This is a genomic window from Metapseudomonas otitidis, assembly GCF_011397855.1.
Classification (GTDB): domain Bacteria; phylum Pseudomonadota; class Gammaproteobacteria; order Pseudomonadales; family Pseudomonadaceae; genus Metapseudomonas; species Metapseudomonas otitidis.
Genome location: NZ_AP022642.1, coordinates 2,925,510 through 2,944,513, shown reverse-complemented (window position 1 = coordinate 2,944,513; position 19,004 = coordinate 2,925,510). Strand labels below are relative to the sequence as shown.

Below are 19,004 nucleotides of genomic sequence, written 5' to 3'. Positions count from 1 at the left end.
CCGATGCTCACCCTGCCCGCCGCCCTGCGCGATGCCATCGCCCACCAGGCCCGCACCGAGCACCCGCTGGAATGCTGCGGGCTGATCGCCGGCGTGCCCGGCGAGCCCGGCAGCCTGCGCCTGGTGCCGATGCACAACGCTGCCCAGGCCGAGGACTTCTTCAGCTTCGAGCCCCTGCAGCAACTGCGCGTGTGGCGCGAGATGAACGGCCGGGGCGAAGTGCCCCTGGTGCTCTACCACTCCCACACCGCATCCCGGCCCTACCCCAGCGACACTGACGTGGAGTACGCCGCCGCCTTTCCCGAGGTGTTCCACCTCATCGTCAGCACCGATCCCCGCTTCGACCTGTCGATGCGCTGCTTCCGCATCGAGGACGGCCGAATCCTGGAGCAGCCGCTGGCCTTCGACTGAACCCCATGCCCCGACCACGAGGAACCGCCATGTCCATCACCATCCACATCCCCACCACCCTGCGCGACCTGACGGCCGGCGCAGCCCAGGTCAGCGCCCAGGGCGACAGCCTGGGTGAAGTCATCGATGACCTGGAGCGCCGCTGGCCGGGCCTGGAGCAGCGCCTGCTGAAGGGCCGCACCCTGGTGCGCTTCATGAACCTGTACGTCAACGACCAGGACGTGCGCTTCCACGGCGGCCTGGAGGCCCGTGTCGCCCCCGGCGACGAGATCACCATCCTGCCCGCCGTCGCCGGTGGCCAGGACTGCCGGAACCCGGCATAGGAGCGGCGACCATGGGATGCCCCTTTTCCGGCGCCAGGAACGCCCTGGCGCCCCGTACCGGCGACGGCCGCTACGGTGACTACCTGAGCCTGCAGCACATCCTGCACAGCCAGGTGCCACGCTCGGAGGTGCCGGACGAACTGCTGTTCATCATCCAGCACCAGACCGCCGAACTGTGGATGAAGCTGATGCTCCACGAGCTGACCCTCGCCACCCACCACGTCGGCCGCCAGGACCTGCCCCGCACCTTCAAGGCGCTGACCCGCGTGCAGCGGATCATGGAGCACCTGATCCACGCCTGGAGCGTGCTCGCCACCCTCACCCCCAATGACTTCCTGGCCATGCGCCCGGCCCTGGGCAGCGCCTCCGGCCACCAGTCGGTGCAGTTCCGCGAGATCGAATTCCTCCTCGGCAACAAGTGCGCCCGCCACCTGGAAGACCACGCAGAAGATCCGGCAGCGCTGCACGCCCTGCAGGCCCGGCTGCTGGCGCCCTCGCTCTATGACGAGGTGGTGCGCCTGCTGGCCGCGCGCGGCCTGGCCATCGACCCCGCGCGCCTGCTGGCCGCCGTCGACGAGCCCACCGGCTACGACGCCTCGGTGGAGGCCGCCTGGCTCACCGTCTACCGCGCTCCCGAAACCCACCGCGACCTCTACGAGCTGGCCGAGCAACTGGTGGCGCTGGAGGACAACGTCAGGCACTGGCGCTTCCGCCACATCGGCATGGTCGAGCGGGTCATCGGCCGTCGCCAGGGCACCGGCGGCAGCAGCGGCGCCGACTACCTGCGCAAGACCCTCGACACGCTGCTGTTCCCCGAACTGTGGAACCTGCGCACCGTCCTCTGAACCCAGGAGATTTCCCGATGGCAGAACATCGCACCGCCCTGATCGTCGGCGGTGGGCTCACCGGCCCGCTGCTGGCGTGCCTGCTGCAGCGCCAGGGCTGGCAGGTCACCGTGCTCGAACAACGCCCCGACCCGCGCCTGCACACCGCCCAGGCCGGCAAGTCGATCAACCTCGCCCTGGCCGAGCGCGGCCTGCAGGCTCTGCGCCAGGCCGGCCTGGACGCTGCCGTGCTGGCCGGTGCCGTGGCCATGCACGGCCGGCGGGTGCATGTGCCGGGCGAGCCGGAGCAATTCCACGCCTACAGCAGCCGAGCCGGGGACGCCATCTGGTCGATCCAGCGCGGCCGCTTCAACCGGCTGCTGCTGGACGCGGCACAGGCAGCCGGTGCCCGGCTGCACTTCGACACCCCGCTGGCGGGTATCGACTGGGCGCGCCGCGAGGTCATCGCCGGCGACCAGCGCTGGCCCTTCGACCTGCTGGTGGGCGCCGACGGTGCCGACTCCGGCGTGCGCCGGGCCATGGCCGAAGGCGGGCCCCTGGGCGAACGCCGCGAGCGCCAGCCCCACGGCTACAAGGAGCTGAACATCCCCGCCTCCGGGCGCCTACTGGCCGATGCCCTGCACATCTGGCCCCGAGGCGGGCACATGAGCATCGCCCTGCCGAACATCGACGGCAGCTTCACCACCACGCTGTTCCTGCCCCACGACGACGGCAGCGCCGACTGCTTCGCCCAACTGCCGGACGGCCCCACCGCGCGGCGCTGGTTCGACACCCACTACAGCGACCTCTCCGCCGAGCTGCCGGACCTGGAGGCGGACTTCGAGCACAACCCCATCGGCCAGCTCGGCACCCTTTGGCTGGAGCGCTGGCATGCCCAGGGCTGCGCCGTGCTGGTGGGCGATGCAGCTCACCCGATGGTGCCGTTCCACGGCCAGGGCATGAACTGCGGGCTGGAGGATGTGCTGGCCCTGGCCCGCCACCTGGCCCGGCCGCAGCCCCTGGATGCAGCCCTGCAGGCCTACGCCGAAGAGCGCCGGCCCAATGCCGGCGCAATCCAGGCCATGGCCCTGGAGAACTACGTGGAAATGCGCGAACGGGTGCGCGCAACGGATTACCAGCTGGAGCGCCAACTGGCTGCGTGGCTGGAGGCCCGCCACCCGGGGCGCTTCGTGCCGCGCTACAGCATGGTCACCTTCAGTTGCCTGCCCTACGCCACGGCCTTCGCCCGGGGCGAGGTGCAGGCCCGCCTGCTGCGGGAGGCCGTGCAGGGTTGCGAGCGCTTCGAACAGATCGACCTGGCCAAGGCCGAGCGCCAGTTGCTCGACCGCCTCGACCCGCTGCACCCCCTGGAGGGCGCGGCATGACGGCCCTGCATGACGCCCCCTTCGGCCTGCACCTGCCCCTTGAGCAGCGCGAGCGGGCCTACTCGCCGAGCAGCCTGGCGCCCGGCTTCGCCGAAACGCTGCAGCGCTACCACCGCGACAGCCGCGCCGCCGAGACCCTCTGCGGCCCAGCCGAGGTGCTGCCCTACGGCCCCTCGCCCCGGGAGAAGGTCCTGCGGCTGCCCGCGCCCCAACCGGCCAGGGCCACCCTGGTGTACGTGCACGGCGGCTACTGGCAGGAGCTGAGCGCCGAGGACTCGCTGTTCCCCGCCCCCGGGCTGCACGCCCAGGGCTACGACCTGGCGGCGGTCGGCTATCGCCTGGCGCCCGAGGCGCGCCTGGAACAGATCGTCGAGCAGGTCGCCAGCGCCCTGCTCCAGCTGCGGACGGCCCTGCTGGCACGGGGGCGCGTACCCCATCTGGTCCTCGCCGGCAGTTCCGCCGGGGCGCACCTGGTGGCGATGATGCTCAGCCACCCCTGGGAGGGGCCGCCGCCGTTCCAAGCGGCCCTGCTGGTCAGCGGCATTTACGAACTGGCGCCGCTGATCGGCACCTACATCGACCAGCCGCTGCAGCTCACGGCAGCGCGTGCCGCCGCCCTCAGCCCCCTGCGCCGGGTGCCCAGCTGCGAAGTCCCGGTGGCCCTGGCCTGGGGCGAGCGGGAAACCGACGCCTTCCAGCAGCAGAGCCGCGCCATGGCCCGCCACCTGGCGCGCTACCTGCCGGTCACCGCAGTGCAGCCCTGCGCGGGGCGCGACCACTTCGACATCCTCTTCGACCTCAGCGAGCCGGCCAGCCCCCTCGGCCGCTGCCTCGCCAGCCTCACCCCGGAGCCCATGCGATGAACCAGCGCCCCTGCCTCAGCGACCCCGACGTCCAGGCCATGGCCCAGGCCGCCCGCGCCTTCGCCCGCCAGCAGCGATGGGCGGTGACCGTGGCCATCGTCGACGACGGCGGCCACCTGCTGCACCTGCAGCGCCTGGAGGACGCCAGCCCCATGAGCGTGGAGATGGCCACTGCCAAGGCCCGCACCGCCGCGCTGACCCGGCGGCCGACGCAATTCTACGAGGAACTGATCCTCGGCCAGGGCCGGCTGTCCTTCCTCGCCACTCCGATGACCGGCCTGCTGGAAGGCGGCCTGCCGATCCGCATCGGCGACACCGTGGTCGGCGCCATCGCCGTCTCGGGCGTCACCTCCGCCCAGGACACCCAGGTGGCCCAGGCCGGGATCGACGCCCTGAACAGGGATTGAGCCCCGGCAGCCGCGCCCTCGTCCCTGGCGGTTCTGCTGCTTGCGGCGAACGCCCGGGGCGGCTTCACTGGCGCGGTCCGCCCTGCTGCCGAGGTTTCCATGTCCGTCGCCGAACTGCTCCAGCAACGCACTTCCATCCGCGCCTTCACTGACCAGTCGGTGGACGCTGCCACCGTCCACACCCTGCTCGATGCCGCGCGCTGGTCGCCCTCCGGCGGCAACCTGCAGCCCTGGCAGGTGATCGCCGTGGCCGGGGCCGAGAAGGCCGCCGTCGAGCGCCTGGCCACCGAGACCCTGCTGCGCAACCCGGCCGGCGAAGCTGACGAATTTCCCATCTACCCGGCCGCCCTCGGCGAGCCCTACCGCACCCGCCGCTACCAGGTGGGCGAAGCGCTCTACGCCCTGCTGGGCGTCCCCCGCGAGGACAAGGCCGGCCGGCTGCGGGCCCTGGCGCGCAATTTCCAGTTCTTCGGCGCGCCGGTGGGGCTGTTCTTCGTCATCGACCGCAGCATGGGCCACGGCCAGTGGGCGCACCTGGGCATGTTCATGCAGTCCCTCGCCCTGGTGGCTCAGGAGCGCGGCCTCTCCACCTGCATGCAGGAGGCCTGGGGCATGGTGCGGCAGAGCCTGCACCGGCACTTCGCCCTGGCTGAAGACCAGGTGCTCTACTGCGGCATGGCCCTGGGCCACGCCGACCCGCAGGCGCCGGTCAACCAACTGCGCTCCGAGCGCGCCCCGGTGGAGGCCTTCGCCCGCTTCCAGGGCTTCTGAGGCGGGCAACGGCAGGCGCGCTCGTCGGGACGGGTGCCGGCGCCACGGGCTGCCGCTACAATGCGCGCCTTGCCCGTGTCGCCTGATAAAGAAAAAACACCATGTCCTTGCCCAAGCACCACCTCGAACTGCTCAGCCCCGCCCGTGACGTGCACATCGCCCGCGAGGCCATCCTGCATGGCGCCGACGCCGTCTACATCGGCGGGCCGAGCTTCGGCGCGCGGCACAACGCCTGCAACGAGGTGGCCGATATCGCCCAGCTGGTGGAGTTCGCCCACCGCTTCCACGCCCGCGTGTTCGTCACCATCAACACCATCCTCCACGACGACGAGCTGGAGCCGGCGCGCGCGCTGATCCACCAGCTGTACGACGCCGGCGTCGACGCGCTGATCGTCCAGGACATGGGCGTGATGGACCTGGACATCCCGCCGATCGAGCTGCACGCCAGCACCCAGACCGACATCCGCACCCTGGAGCGGGCCAAGTTCCTCGACCAGGCCGGCTTCTCCCAACTGGTGTTGGCCCGCGAGCTGAACCTGCAGCAGATCCGCGCCATCGCCGACGAGACCGACGCCGCCATCGAGTTCTTCATCCACGGTGCGCTGTGCGTGGCCTTCTCCGGCCAGTGCAACATCTCCCACGCCCAGACCGGCCGCAGCGCCAACCGCGGCGACTGCTCCCAGGCCTGCCGCCTGCCCTACACCCTGAAGGATGACCAGGGCCGCGTCGTCGCCTTCGAGAAGCACCTGCTGTCCATGAAGGACAACAACCAGAGCGCCAACCTCAGCGCCCTGGTGGATGCCGGCGTGCGCTCCTTCAAGATCGAAGGGCGCTACAAGGACATGGGCTACGTGAAGAACATCACCGCCTATTACCGCCAGCGCCTGGACGGCATCCTCGAAAACCGCCCGGACCTGGCCCGCGCCTCCAGTGGCCGTACCGATCACTTCTTCGTGCCTGACCCGGACAAGACCTTCCACCGTGGCAGCACCGACTACTTCGTCACCGACCGCAAGATCGACATCGGCGCCTTCGACTCGCCCACCTTCACCGGCCTGCTGGTGGGCCATGTGGAGAAGGTCAACAAGCGCGACCTGCTGGTGGTGACCCAGGAGCCCCTGTCCAACGGCGACGGCCTCAACGTGCTGGTCAAGCGCGAGGTGGTGGGCTTCCGCGCCAACATCGCCGAGCCCAAGGGCGAGTTCGAGGAAGACGGCGAGAAGCGCTACCGCTACCGCGTCGAGCCCAACGAGATGCCCGAGGGCCTGTTCCGCCTGCGCCCCAACCACCCGCTCTCGCGCAACCTCGACCACAACTGGCAGCAGGCCCTGCAGAAGACCTCCTCCGAGCGCCGCGTCGGTCTCTCCTGGGTCGCCAAGCTGCGTGAAGAACGCCTGGAACTGACCGCCACCAGCGAGGAAGGCGTCAGCGCCAGCGTCGCCCTGGACGGCCCCTTCGGCGCCGCCAACAAGCCCGAGCAGGCCCTGGAGCAACTGCACGACCTGCTCGGCCAGCTGGGCACCACCCTGTACCACGCCGACGCCGTGGAGCTGGACGCGCCCCAGGCCTTCTTCATCCCCAACTCCCAGCTCAAGGCCCTGCGCCGCGAAGCCATCGAGAAGCTCACCGAAGCCCGCGTCGCCGCCCACCCCCGAGGCGGTCGCAAGGCCGAAACCAACCCGCCGCCGGTGTACCCCGAGGCGCACCTGTCGTTCCTCTACAACGTCTACAACCAGAAAGCGCGGGACTTCTACCACCGCCACGGCGTGCAGCTGATCGACGCCGCCTACGAAGCCCACGAGGAAGCAGGCGAAGTACCGGTGATGATCACCAAGCACTGCCTGCGCTTCTCCTTCAACCTCTGCCCCAAGCAGGCCAAGGGCGTCACCGGTGTGCGCACCAAGGTCGCCCCGATGCAGCTGGTACACGGCGATGAAGTGCTGACCCTGAAGTTCGACTGCAAACCCTGCGAAATGCACGTCATCGGCAAGATGAAGGGCCACATCCTCGACCTGCCCCAGCCCGGCAGCGCCGCATCCCAGGTAGTCGGCCAGATCAGCCCCGACGACCTGCTCAAGACCATCCGCCGCGCCCCGCACTGACCGCCCCTCCGCAACGCCCAGGCCCCCGTAGCCTGGGCTTCAGCCCAGGACAACCCGCTCCCGGACTGAAGTCCGGGCTACACCACCAACACCCCGCCCCCGCAACACCCACCCTCCCGGCCCCGTAGCCTGGGCTTCAGCCCAGGAAAACCCGCTCCCAGACTGAAGTCCGGGCTACACCACCAATACCCCGCCCCACAACACCCAAGCCCCCGGACCCCCGTAGCCTGGGCTTCAGCCCAGGGCAACCCGCTCCCGGACTGAAGCCCGGGCTACACCACCAACACCCCGCCCCACAACACCCAAGCCCCCCGGACCCCGTAGCCTGGGCTTCAGCCCAGGGAACCCGCTCCCGGACTGAAGTCCGGGCTACGCCGCGAACGGCATCGCCCGAACCTCTTGCCCTCCCACCTGCCCATCCCTATCCTGCGCCGGTCACGGTCAATCCCGTGGCCGGGGTTGACAGCCCGAATTAGTAGGCGAGTTGCCTTCAGCCAAACCCGCAAAGCCGTAATCGGCTCGGCTGGCCTAACTGACGGTAAGCAAATGGACCTTAATTGGAACTTCGCCATGCATGACGCATATACCCCCATCACCTTCCAACGCCACTGCCACCAACTGCGCGCCGTCATGATCGACAACCGCCCCTGGTTCGTCGCCCTCGACTTCGCCCTGATGATCGCCGCCACCCGGCCCTACCGCCTGACCAAACGCCTCTACCCCCACCAATTCCGCTTCGCCTTTCTGCGCTACAGCACCGGGCGCTGCGAAGAGGTGGAACTGGTCAGCGAAGCCGGCCTCTACCGCGCCCTCTACCGCTTCGGCCACCCCGAGCACTGCGCCCTCAGCCAATGGCTCAGCGACGAAGTGATCCCCACCCTCCACGACTACCACCGCGACCCGCAGGCCAGCCCGCGACGCATCCTCATGACCTGGGCCAACCAGCGCATCGCCGCCCTGCACTGGCAAAGCGAAACCTGGATCGCCCGGCAGGACCTGCCGCGCTTCATGGCGGTGCATGACGACCCGCTGTTGGGGGATGGGCCGAGTTGGAAGCGGTTTTTCTAAGGTGCAGAAATGAAAAAACGCCGCATGGGAGTGCGGCGTTTTTCTGCAGAAGCTGACTCCCTCTGATACCACACAGAGTTTCTTAAGTTTCCCAATTGGATTACGTTGCTGCCCTTGCCATGCTCAAGCCATAGACTATCAACGAGACATCTAAATAGATATCTAACTCTATAATTATTCCAAATAACCTCAAATTTACAAAAATGAACAGCACTAAAACTGCCTAAAATAAAATCAGCACCCCTCCATCACTATATTGGCTGGTATTTTTTGTTAATTATGAAACCTGGAACCTGCATAAAAAATCAAAGACCCGCACCTAAACTCTTCTGGAAAATTCTCAAGCCCCACCACCCCACGCGAACCTTTATAACTAGGAGGATAATACCCTCAGCATAACTACCATCAACGGACGGCAATGCTTAATCATCTGCTAAGCGACATAAGATAAAGCATGCATTTTTTGCCAAAAGCATATCGCTAGCGATATGGATATCGCCTAAATACTGTACAAAAAAACAGCTATATTTCATCGCATTACTAGTGGCGCAGTGCTGGCCACGCGCTTCGCTTCTTAGTACCCTTCAAAGCTCAGTGAGGTCTTCCTCCTGCCAAAGGACGACCATGTGCTAAAGGATGCCAGCAAGAAATGTATCGCTCAAAAATTGGAGTTTTTAACGGCAGCAGCTGGGAGGAACTCTGTCAGTGCATTTTTAAAGCCAAGTACCGTGATCAGGGCTACCAAGAGATAAAAGCCTCTCCTGGAGACTTTGGCATTGAAGGCTACATCACCGATACCAATACAGCATTTCAATGCTATTGCCCAAACCTTCACTACAACCAAACAGAGCTATACAAAAAGCAAGCAGAAAAAATCACTGAAGATTTAGAAAAACTAAGAGAAAACGAATCTGAAATCGAAGCTCGCCTTGGTGACAGCCTGATAAGAAATTGGTGCTTTGTCACACCAGAAGCGAACAGAAATAAACTCCTTAGGCACGCCAAGAAAAAACAAGAGCAGGTTCGATCCTGGGGCTTAAAAATCTTAAGCCCCGACTTTCGTATATTTATTCATGACGCAGACTTTTACCTCAAAGAGATTAATGAGCACCGAGCATTGGCCGGTGAGGCAATTCAGCTAAATCCTCTACCATTAGCAACACCAGAACTTGAAAAGAAAAATGAATACGAGGAAAACATTTTAAGAAAAACAAAACTTAGAATAGCTGCCGGCCAGACTAAAAACCCAAACCTAACCACCGAGCAGCATCAGAAAAAAGTCCAAAAGCTCTATGACCGAACCCTAAATGAGTTTTTAAACTTCAACACATTCTGCATGCAACTCGATGCCAGTTCATCTGTTGTCTACCATAAAGTAGAGCGAATTCTTGCAACATTCCAAAAACAAGTAGATGACTGGAGTGACACGCTAAATGCCACCCCCAATGAACTAACTGAAAAAATCCGAATAGACTTAACGAATCGACTATTAGAAGAGCTTCGCCCTCATGTCGACTACGCACTCGCCACAGATATCGTAAATCATGCTGTAGCCAACTGGCTTGGCCTCTGTCAGCTGGATTACGAATAATGGCGAGAATTAAGTTCACGCGCCGCCCCTCACCTGCCTTGGCTGAACAGCGCCCACTCTACAAAATCACTCAGGCACTATTGATAGTAGAAATCTGCTGCCGAGGGAAAAAGTGCAGCCTTATCAAACTGCACCTTCTGAACTGGGCTCTCAAATCGAGAGGCAGAATTAGCTCCCTTGAAATTGCCGCGAAAAATAAAAAGCTATCGATACCTGTGTGGGGCTTCGACCCTGCCCTTGCTGTCGCATTGCAACTAGCTCTTGAGGAAGAAATATTTACCATTGAAGGCTTGAACCTAAAAATCACGAAAAAAGGCAACCAGCTTCTTGATGTAATAATCAACGACGAGACTGCCTTTCCAAAAGAAAAATCTCAATTGAAAAAAATTGGCAAAGGGATCACAGAGGAAATGGTTACCTCTGTATCAAAAGGATGGGATTAAGAGATGCTTATAAGAGCACTGCAAATTAGCATCAAGTGTCATGATCAGGATTTCGGATTCAAAACATTTTTTGAAAAAGGCCTCAATATAATCAGAGGATCAAACTCATCAGGCAAAAGCACTATAATCAACAGCCTTCTCTATAGCCTAGGAATGGAAGAGCTAGTTGGCGCAAAGAGCGAGCGAACACTACAGTATTCAGTTAGAGATTACGTTGAATACGAAGGCTCGAAGCACTTTATCGTTGAATCAAGCGTCTCCATTGAAATAGAGAACCGATCTGGCAACATCGTAACAATAACCCGACCTATAAAAAGCCAACATCAAAACACCAAACTCGCAAAAATCACCCAAGGACCAGTACTTACTCAAAATTTTTCAGGCCCATCTCAATTTAAATTTGTACACGACCAATATAGCGCAATATATGAGGAAGGTTTTTTTACCTTCCTAGAGAAATTCTTAGGACTTAATCTACCTACGGTTTACGACTCAAACGGCAAGAAAGTTAAGCTGTATCTGCAAGCTATTTTTGCAGCGCTTGCGGTAGAGCAAAAGCGTGGCTGGACCGATTATATTGCGAATATCCCTTTCTACAGCGTTCGGGACGCTCGCATCAAAGTCGTAGAATATCTATTGGGCACAGACGTTTTCGAGCAAGAAGCCAAAAAAGCAGAGCTTGACAAAGAGTCCGAAATCATAAGCAACGAATGGAGTAGCTTGGCAAAAAAAATCACCGCTCAAGCATCAGGTCTAGGGTTAAAACTAGATGGCCTTAGCAGTAAGATACCAATCCCTTTCGAGCCCAACAAATTAGAGTTAAACAAAATAATTGAAGGCAAAACATATACAATTCAGTACTACGTAGAAAATCTGAAGAACCAACACAAAAAACTTGAAATCAAAGGAAATGAATTCAAAGATGGAACCTCCAACAAGACCATTGAAGACATTGCACAAAAAACAGAAGAAATCGCCAGCCTAACAAACAGCTACGAAAAAGCCGTTAGTAACTTAGCCATTCAAAAAGCAACCCTTGCAAGCCTTTCGATCATGGCAAAACAGGCTCAAGACGAACTGACAAGCAACCAAACCGCACAAAAACTTAGAAATTACGGAGCCGAAATAGGGCTCAGTATCTCCAGTGACTCTTGCCCGACATGCCATCAGCATATCGAAGACTCACTAACCAACTTGAGCGAAGTTGGTAGCAAAATGGACATCGAAACCAACATACGCTACTTACAAAGTCAGGCGACAATGCTGAGCCGCCAAGAAGCGGGCCTAAAACAGACGATTCAAGACGCAGAGCTAGCCGTCAGCGAGTACGGAGCCAGACTTGAGCGAGCAAGATCCGTACTAAACTCGCTGCGAAATGATGCAACAAAAGGCACAACCCTTTCTCGCGCAATAATAAAACAACAACTATTCATTGAGCTTGAAATTGAAAAATTCCAAAAATTCAATGAGGAATTCCTCAGCACCTTAAAAGACTTCTCTTCACTAAGCGACAAACTTAAGGACAACCAGAGCAAGAGAAAATCACTCCCGACAGAGCATTACTCCTCGGAAGACAAAAGAAAAATATCGATATTCGAGAAAATGTTTAGAGCCAACGCCGGCGCATTCGATTACCTTAGCGCCGACATATCTGACATCGAATTCAATTATGTAAATCTACTACCATATCTAGCAAAAATTGAACTCAGAGAAATTATAGATTCACCAGCAGAGCAAAAAAGAAAAGATCAACTGGTAAAAAATGGCAGCATGGCTCACAACTCAAGCGCCAGTGATTTTGTACGTCTGATATGGAGCTATATTCTTGCCCTCTACCAGACGTCTTCTTATCCAACTGTGAAAGGTAACCATCCGGGTATTATCATTCTTGATGAGCCAGGCCAGCACTCGATGGCTACAAAAAGTCAGCAAGCTCTTTTCAAAATGCTCTCTTCCGCGCCAGGACTACAATCTATCGTTGCCGCTTCTTTTGACGATTACGAAGCGGTTTTCAAAGAATCTACAGACGGCGTTAAATTCAAATACATTCAACTTGGTGAAAAGTGCATTACACCTAGCAAGTCAACAGAAACCGATTAACGCAAAGGGCGTAACCGTGAACGCCCGACGGCACCGCGCCAACGGCGGGCGCACTTTACGAACGGCGAGGCGGTTCCTTTCCATTTCTGAGGGAAGGTAAACCCCATGCCCAAAACACGGGGCTAACCGCTGTAGCGAGACACTGACTTGGATCGCCCGCCCCGGCAACTAAAGGGTGATTCTGGGCATGTGGCACACAAGCAGTGTTCAGCGCCTAAGGGCTCAAGGCTTAGGGTTCGCATTCTTTAGGGGCGACTTTCAGTCGCTAAGCAGGCTGCATGCCATCGGACGCCACCCGGGATGCTGCGCATCCCTTGGCGACTGAAGTCGCCCCTACGTTCCCTATGCCCCTTCAACGTTCGGGAGTTGGAGTCTTATCCGATCAATCGGGCTGTTCGGACGGCACATCAGGGTGCGCAGGTAGGACGCGATACGGCACCTGCCCCCGCTGAATCGGTGCACTCACCTTGCCCTACTACTCCCTGACGTAAACCCCATCAAAACTCACATTCATGCCGCCGCAATTGTTGTTGTCATCCACGATCAGGAAGCGGCCGACCCGGCTGAACTCCACAGCGCAGTCGTACTTGCCGTCGCCTTCCTTGGTCATCGCGTAGCGGCCTTCTGGCTTGAGGATGCCGTCGATCTGTCCGATGTGGGTGCTGGCGCCGGTGCCCCAGGTGGCATCGCCGGTCACGTGCAGGCCATTGCCCTGCTCTTGCTGCTCGATGGTGATGGAGCTTGCCGGGGTCTTCCAGGTGCCCAGCCAGTCGGTGGGCTGGGGCACGGGGTCAGTTGCCGGTGCGAGGTTCTCCAGCACGATCCAGCCCACGGTTTCGCGTTTCTTGCCCTGGTACCAGGCACAGGCCCAGTCGCCTTCGATCTTGTTGACCAGCACCTCATCGCCCTCGATGACGTAGGCCTTCTGCATGCACCCCTCCGATTCGGGGCAGCCCTCGGTGTCCTTGAAGAAGTGCGTCTGGTGCTTGCCCACGACGGTGTAGAGCTTGGTGAACTTGCCCTCGGAGGGGAAGTAGCCGTTCCTGCAGCTGAAGGGCTCGATGTACTCGGCGTGGCTGGGCAGGCAGATGAATGCCAGGGCGCTGGTGAGCAGTAAGGGCGTGATCTTGTGCATGACGGGCCGTTCCTTGCCACGGTGAGGGCTGCGGGGCGAGGGGCCCTGCGGCGAAGAAGGGCCGGAATCTAGCGACGGGTGCGAGTGAGCGTCAACTAGCACAGCGGCACTAGGGCGAGCCGAGGGACAACGGGCGCTCCGTGGCGTCGGGATCGGGCGCTGTTCGGCTTCAACCCCCAACGCCCCTGGCACACCCCTTGCTATCCCCCCTCCAGGCCCCACCGTCGGGGCCCGACGGCAACGGCGCCGCCAACGGCCATCGCACTGTGCGAAGGGTCGGGGCGGCGCCTTTTCATTTCGAGGACAGGGACACCATGGATCACGCCCGCCCGACCACCCGCCGCGATGCCCTGGCCTGGGTCGCCGGCAGTGACGCGCCCGAGAAGAGCGCGCTCGACATCGGCTTCATGCCGCTCACCGATTCGGCCTCGCTGATCGTCGCGGCCACCCAGGGCTTCGCCCAGCCCTACGGCCTCACCCTCAACCTGCATCGGCAGGCATCCTGGGCGGGGCTGCGCGATGGGCTCACCAGCGGCCGGCTGGATGCCGCCCAGGCGCTCTACGGGCAGGTCTACGGCAGCCACCTGGGCATCGGCAGCCCGGCCACGCCCATGGCGGTGCTCATGGCCCTGAGCCAGAACGGCCAGGGCATCAACCTGTCCGAGCCGTTGCGCCAGGCGGGCGTGACCCACGCCGAGGCACTGGTGCGCCATGTGCACCAGCACGGCGCACGGCTTACCTTCGCCCACACCTTCCCCACCGGCACCCACGCCATGTGGCTGGCCTACTGGCTCGCGGCTCATGGCATCCACCCGCTGCGCGATGTCGACACCCAGGTGGTGCCGCCATCGCAGATGGTTGCGCACCTGCAGGCCGGGCGCATCGACGGCTTCTGCGCCGGCGGGCCCTGGGGCGCGCTGGCGGTGGAGCGCGGCCAGGGTTTCACCCTGGCCACCAGCCAGTCCATCTGGCCGGACCACCCCGAGAAGGTGCTGGGCGCCACCCGGGCCTTCGTCGAGCAGTACCCCAACTGCGCCCGCGCCCTGGTGATGGCGGTGCTGGACGCCAGCCGCTTCATCGAGCAGAACCCCGAGAACCGCCGCAGCACCGCCCAGTTGATCAGCGCCGAGGCCTACGTCGGCGCGCCGCTGGAGGTGATCGAGCCGCGCTTTCTCGGCCACTACCACGACGGCCTCGGCCACCACTGGGAAGACGCCCATCCCCTGCGTTTCTTCGACGAGGGCCGCGCCACCTGCCCCTACCTCTCCGACGGCCTGTGGTTCCTCACCCAGTTCCGCCGCTGGGGGCTGCTGCGGGACGACCCGGACTACCTGGCCATCGCCCGCCAGGTGCAATGCCTGGCGCTGTACCGCGACGCCGCCGAGGCCCTCGGCATCGCCGTGCCGGCACCGATGCGCAGTGCGCTGCTGATGGATGGCGTCGCCTGGACCGGCGACGACCCGGCCGGCTACGCCCGCCGTTTCCCCGTGCACGCGCTCGCCGATGCGACCGCCCCGCTGCTCTGACCCAGGGACGACCGCCATGCTGCGCATCCTGCTGATCAACGACACCCCGAAGAAGATGGGCCGGCTCAAGGCCGCGCTGAGCGAGGCCGGTTTCGAGGTGGTGGACGAATCCGGGCTGGACATCGACCTGCCGCGCCGGGTCGAGGCCGTGCGCCCCGACGTTGTGCTGATCGACACCGAATCCCCCGGCCGCGACGTGATGGAACAGGTGGTGCTGGTCAGCCGCGACCGCCCGCGCCCCATCGTCATGTTCACCGACGAGCACGACCCGGCCATCATGCGCCAGGCCATCCAGGCCGGCGTCAGCGCCTACGTGGTGGAGGGCATCCAGGCCCAGCGTCTGGCGCCGATCCTCGACGTCGCCATCGCCCGCTTCGAGAGCGACCAGGCCCTGCGCGCCCAGCTCAACGCCCGTGAGCAGCAACTGGCCGAGCGCAAGCGGGTGGAGCTGGCCAAGGGCCTGCTGATGAAGATGAAGCAATGCGGCGAAGAGGAGGCCTACACCCTCATGCGCCGCCAGGCCATGAGCCGGCAGCAGAAGCTCATCCAGGTGGCCGAACAGATCATCGCCATGCACGAGATGCTCGGGCACTGAAGCCGGGCAGGCCGGGGCCGCGTGCCCCTGCTCGGGGCATCGTCCCAGCGGCATGAATCCCCCCGGCAGCCTGCCAACCGGCGCATCGCCTGCCCTGCCAGCCCACCCCCGCACTTGGCCCGGCTCTTGCTGAGCCTCCCCCAGGTAGCCAACGGCGGTTGCCCACCGAACGACAAAGGCGTCGCGTTTCCCCAGCCCACCGGCTGCGGGATCGCGGCGCCTTTTGCGTTCCAGCCCCGGCGCAGGGGCAGCGCGGCGCAGTCCGCCCGCGCGTGTGACATCACCCGATCCAGCCCCGGCCATGACCGGCCGGGCGCGCCCGACCCCGTCCGGCGCGCATGTGCCGGAGGGACGCAACCGCCGTGCACTGCCGGGGGTGGTCCGTCCGGTTCCCCACTGATGCAGATGAGGAGTTCGTTCGATGACGAGTTTCTGGAAAGCGGGCCACACCCCGACCCTGTTCGCCGCCTTTCTCTATTTCGACCTGAGTTTCATGGTCTGGTACGTGCTCGGCCCCTTGGGGGTGCAGATCGCCACCGACCTGGGGCTGACCACCCAGCAGCGCGCCCTGATGGTCGCCACACCGATCCTGGCCGGCGCCGTGCTGCGCTTCCTGATGGGCCTGCTGGCCGACCGCACCTCGCCGCGCAGTGCCGGCCTGCTGGGCCAGGTCATCGTCATCGGCGCACTGTTCGGCGCCTGGCAGCTGGGCATCCACAGCTACGAGCAGGCGCTGCTGCTGGGGCTGTTCCTCGGCTTCGCCGGGGCCTCGTTCGCCGTTGCCTTGCCGCTGGCCTCCCAGTGGTACCCGCCACAGCACCAGGGCAAGGCCCTGGGCATCGCCGGGGCGGGCAACTCCGGCACCGTGCTGGCGGCGCTGTTCGCCCCGGGGCTGGCCGCCCTGTACGGCTGGAACAACGTGTTCGGCCTGGCGCTGGTGCCGCTGGTGCTGACCCTGGCGATCTTCGCCATCGCCGCGCGCAACGCTCCCAATCGCCCGGCACCCAAGGCGCTCGGCGACTACCTCAAGGCCCTGGGTGACCGTGACAGCTGGTGGTTCATGTTCTTCTACAGCGTCACCTTCGGCGGCTTCCTCGGCCTGGCCAGCACCCTGCCCGGCTACTTCCACGACCAGTACGGCCTGGAGCCGGTCACCGCCGGTTACTACACCGCCGCCTGCGTGTTCGCCGGCAGCCTGATGCGCCCCATCGGCGGCGCCTTCGCCGACCGCATCGGCGGCATTCGCACCCTGCTGGTGGTCTACACCCTCGCCTCGCTCTGCATCGCCGCCGTGGGCTTCAACCTCGGCAGCGTCTTCGCCGCCCTGGCGCTGTTCGTCATCGCCATGCTCAGCCTCGGCGCCGGCAACGGCGCGGTGTTCCAGTTGGTGCCGCAACGCTTCCACAAGGAGATCGGCGTCATGACCGGGCTGATCGGCATGGCCGGCGGCATCGGCGGCTTCTGCCTCACCGCCGGGCTCGGCGCCATCAAGCAGCACACCGGTGACTACCAGCTGGGCCTGTGGCTGTTCGCCAGCCTCGGCCTGCTGGCCTGGGTCGGGCTGTACGGCGTCAAGCTGCGCTGGCGCACCACCTGGGGCAGCGCCGCCCTCACCGCAGCGCGGGTATGAGCCTGCGCCTGCGGGTCGGCCAGGCCAGCGCCACCGGCCCCCGGCGGGACAACCAGGACGCGCTGCGGGTGGTCACCCCCGCCGCGCCCCTGGCCGCCAGCAAGGGCAGCCTGTTCGCCCTCGCCGACGGCGTCAGCCAGTGCGCCGACGGTGGCCTGGCGGCCCGCGCCACCCTGCAGGCGCTGGCCCTGGACTACTACGCCACGCCGGAAACCTGGGCCGTGGCCCAGGCCCTGGACCGCCTGCTGCTGGCCCACAACCGCTGGCTGCGCGCCAACGGCGGTGGCCAGCCGCTGCTCACCACCCTCACCGCCCTGGTGCTGCGCGGGCGCCGCTTCACCCTCGCCCACGTCGGCGACTGCCGCGCCTACCGCTGGCACGAAGGCCGCCTGCAGCGCCTCACCGAGGATCACGTATGGGATCAGCCCGGCATGCAGCATGTGCTCAAGCGCGCCCTCGGCCTGGATCAGCACCTGGTGGTGGACTACCGCGACGGCGACCTGCACGAGGGCGACGCCTTCCTGCTGGTCAGCGACGGCGTCTGGGCCAGCCTTGGCGACGACGGCATCCGCCACCTGCTGCAGGACGAAGCCGACCCCGAGGCCGCCGCCCGCGCGCTGGTCAGCGCCGCCCACCTGGCCGGCAGCCAGGACAACGCCAGCGCCCTGCTGGTACAGGTCCAGCAACTGCCGGAACGGGCCCTGGCCGATGCCATGGCCGAAGTGGACGACCGCCCCCTGCCCCCCGAGCTGCGCCCCGGCCAACGGTTCGAAGGCTGGTGGGTGCAGGGCCAGGTGGCTGCCTCGCGCCAGTCATTGCTGTACCGCGTGCGCGATGCCGCTGGCCAGGACTGGCTGCTGAAGACCCTGCCCCACGAGCGCCACGACGAACCGGAGGCGGCCATCGCCTTGCTGCAGGAGGAATGGTTCCTGCGCCGGGTGGCCGGCCGCCATTTCGCCGAGGTGCACCCCCTGCCCCAGCGCCAGCACCTCTATTACGTGCAGCGCGAATACCCCGGGCGCGACCTCGGCCGGCGCCTGGCCGAGGATGGCCCGCTGCCCCTGGACGCCTGGCTGCAGGTGGCCAGCCAGCTGCTGCAGGCCCTGGGGACCCTGCACCGGCGCAACGTGCTGCACCGCGACGTGAAGCCGGAGAACCTGCTGCAAGGCGAAGACGGCCAGCTGCGCCTGCTGGACTTCGGCCTCGCCTACTGCCCGGGGCTGTCCGCCGAGCCGGACGCGGGCCTGCCCGGCACCCCCGGCTACCTGCCGCCGGAAGCCTACGCCGGTGCAGCACCCGCACCGGGGCTGGACCTCTACGCCGCCGCCGTCACCCTGTACCGGCTGCTCACCCAGCACTTCCCACAGGGCGAGGTGGAGGCCTTCCAGCGTCCGCGCCTGGGGCCGCCGACGCCGGCCAGCCGCTACCGGCCGGACGTCCCGCCGTGGATCGATGCCCTGCTGGACAAGGCCCTGGCCCTGGACCCGACCCAGCGCCACGAAACCGCCGAGCACTGGTTGCTGGAACTGGAGCGCGGCGAGCGCCGCGACGACAGCCGCCCGCGCCCCCTGCTTCAACGGGCGCCGGCCGCCACCTGGCGCGCCATCGCCCTGCTGGCACTGGCCGGCAACCTGCTGCTGGGGCTGGCCCTGCTGGCGCACCACGGCGGCGCATGACGCCCCCGGACGGCGCACGCGCCACCCCGCTTTTACCGTGCCGGGTGCCGCAACGCCGCGCCGGGCGGGCTCCGACGGGTTGGCACGCTGCCTGCTAGAGAGGTTTCGACACATTCACAGGCCCCTGCTCAACGGCGAGTGGGTGCCCTTCCCG

General features: G+C 63.9%; 17 protein-coding genes. 16 read left to right on the top strand and 1 reads right to left on the bottom strand.

All coding sequences use genetic code 11. The features are described 5' to 3' along the window. Window positions 1-3: 3 nt before the first annotated feature. From PotMrB4_RS13485 to PotMrB4_RS13430, 12 genes are all read left to right on the top strand, one after another. Complete coding sequence (locus tag PotMrB4_RS13485; protein ID WP_172433572.1) at window positions 4-411, top strand: Mov34/MPN/PAD-1 family protein; 408 nt, start codon at window positions 4-6, stop codon at window positions 409-411. 29 nt (window positions 412-440) lie between these two features. Further along, complete coding sequence (locus PotMrB4_RS13480; protein WP_044407630.1) at window positions 441-734, top strand: MoaD/ThiS family protein; 294 nt, start codon at window positions 441-443, stop codon at window positions 732-734. Between the two features lie 11 nt (window positions 735-745). Continuing rightward, entirely contained in the window at window positions 746-1,579 is an 834-nt protein-coding gene (locus PotMrB4_RS13475; protein ID WP_172433571.1) for a tryptophan 2,3-dioxygenase, read from the top strand. A gap of 17 nt (window positions 1,580-1,596) precedes the next feature. Then, complete coding sequence (locus PotMrB4_RS13470; RefSeq protein WP_172433570.1) at window positions 1,597-2,943, top strand: FAD-dependent oxidoreductase; 1,347 nt, start codon at window positions 1,597-1,599, stop codon at window positions 2,941-2,943. Beyond that, window positions 2,940-3,806: an alpha/beta hydrolase gene (locus PotMrB4_RS13465; RefSeq protein ID WP_172433569.1), complete on the top strand. Its 867-nt coding sequence runs from the start codon at window positions 2,940-2,942 to the stop codon at window positions 3,804-3,806. The genes PotMrB4_RS13470 and PotMrB4_RS13465 overlap by 4 nt, the downstream gene beginning before the upstream one ends. After that, complete coding sequence (locus tag PotMrB4_RS13460; RefSeq protein WP_172433568.1) at window positions 3,803-4,213, top strand: GlcG/HbpS family heme-binding protein; 411 nt, start codon at window positions 3,803-3,805, stop codon at window positions 4,211-4,213. Before PotMrB4_RS13465 ends, PotMrB4_RS13460 begins: the two co-directional genes overlap by 4 nt. Before the next feature lie 99 nt (window positions 4,214-4,312). Continuing rightward, a complete protein-coding gene (locus tag PotMrB4_RS13455; RefSeq protein ID WP_172433567.1) occupies window positions 4,313-4,984 on the top strand; it encodes a nitroreductase in 672 nt (223 codons plus the stop codon). 101 nt (window positions 4,985-5,085) lie between these two features. Beyond that, window positions 5,086-7,086 (top strand): peptidase U32 family protein, encoded by a 2,001-nt coding sequence (locus PotMrB4_RS13450; protein ID WP_172433566.1) that lies wholly within the window; start codon window positions 5,086-5,088, stop codon window positions 7,084-7,086. A 570-nt stretch (window positions 7,087-7,656) separates the two neighbouring features. Further along, window positions 7,657-8,154 carry a BRO-N domain-containing protein gene (locus tag PotMrB4_RS13445; RefSeq protein WP_165672321.1) on the top strand — a complete coding sequence of 166 codons (498 nt, stop codon included), beginning with the start codon at window positions 7,657-7,659 and terminating at the stop codon, window positions 8,152-8,154. A 649-nt stretch (window positions 8,155-8,803) separates the two neighbouring features. Beyond that, window positions 8,804-9,745: a hypothetical protein gene (locus PotMrB4_RS13440; protein ID WP_172433565.1), complete on the top strand. Its 942-nt coding sequence runs from the start codon at window positions 8,804-8,806 to the stop codon at window positions 9,743-9,745. Continuing rightward, complete coding sequence (locus PotMrB4_RS13435; protein ID WP_172433564.1) at window positions 9,745-10,188, top strand: hypothetical protein; 444 nt, start codon at window positions 9,745-9,747, stop codon at window positions 10,186-10,188. The genes PotMrB4_RS13440 and PotMrB4_RS13435 overlap by 1 nt, the downstream gene beginning before the upstream one ends. 3 nt (window positions 10,189-10,191) lie before the next feature. Further along, complete coding sequence (locus PotMrB4_RS13430) at window positions 10,192-12,288, top strand: AAA family ATPase (protein ID WP_172433563.1); 2,097 nt, start codon at window positions 10,192-10,194, stop codon at window positions 12,286-12,288. Window positions 12,289-12,763: 475 nt separating this feature from the next. Here PotMrB4_RS13430 and PotMrB4_RS13425 read toward each other — a convergent pair whose 3' ends face one another. Then, window positions 12,764-13,423 (bottom strand): hypothetical protein, encoded by a 660-nt coding sequence (locus PotMrB4_RS13425; protein WP_172433562.1) that lies wholly within the window; start codon window positions 13,421-13,423, stop codon window positions 12,764-12,766. 314 nt (window positions 13,424-13,737) lie between these two features. Between PotMrB4_RS13425 and PotMrB4_RS13420 the strand changes: the two genes are divergently transcribed. From PotMrB4_RS13420 to PotMrB4_RS13405, 4 genes are all read left to right on the top strand, one after another. Continuing rightward, complete coding sequence (locus tag PotMrB4_RS13420; RefSeq protein WP_107330750.1) at window positions 13,738-14,949, top strand: CmpA/NrtA family ABC transporter substrate-binding protein; 1,212 nt, start codon at window positions 13,738-13,740, stop codon at window positions 14,947-14,949. Window positions 14,950-14,965: 16 nt separating this feature from the next. After that, window positions 14,966-15,544, top strand: coding sequence for an ANTAR domain-containing response regulator (locus PotMrB4_RS13415; protein ID WP_069561374.1), 579 nt, complete (start codon window positions 14,966-14,968; stop codon window positions 15,542-15,544). A gap of 421 nt (window positions 15,545-15,965) precedes the next feature. Continuing rightward, a complete protein-coding gene (locus PotMrB4_RS13410) occupies window positions 15,966-17,174 on the top strand; it encodes an MFS transporter (protein ID WP_044407659.1) in 1,209 nt (402 codons plus the stop codon). Beyond that, entirely contained in the window at window positions 17,171-18,850 is a 1,680-nt protein-coding gene (locus PotMrB4_RS13405; RefSeq protein ID WP_172433561.1) for a bifunctional protein-serine/threonine kinase/phosphatase, read from the top strand. The genes PotMrB4_RS13410 and PotMrB4_RS13405 overlap by 4 nt, the downstream gene beginning before the upstream one ends. Window positions 18,851-19,004 lie beyond the last annotated feature (154 nt).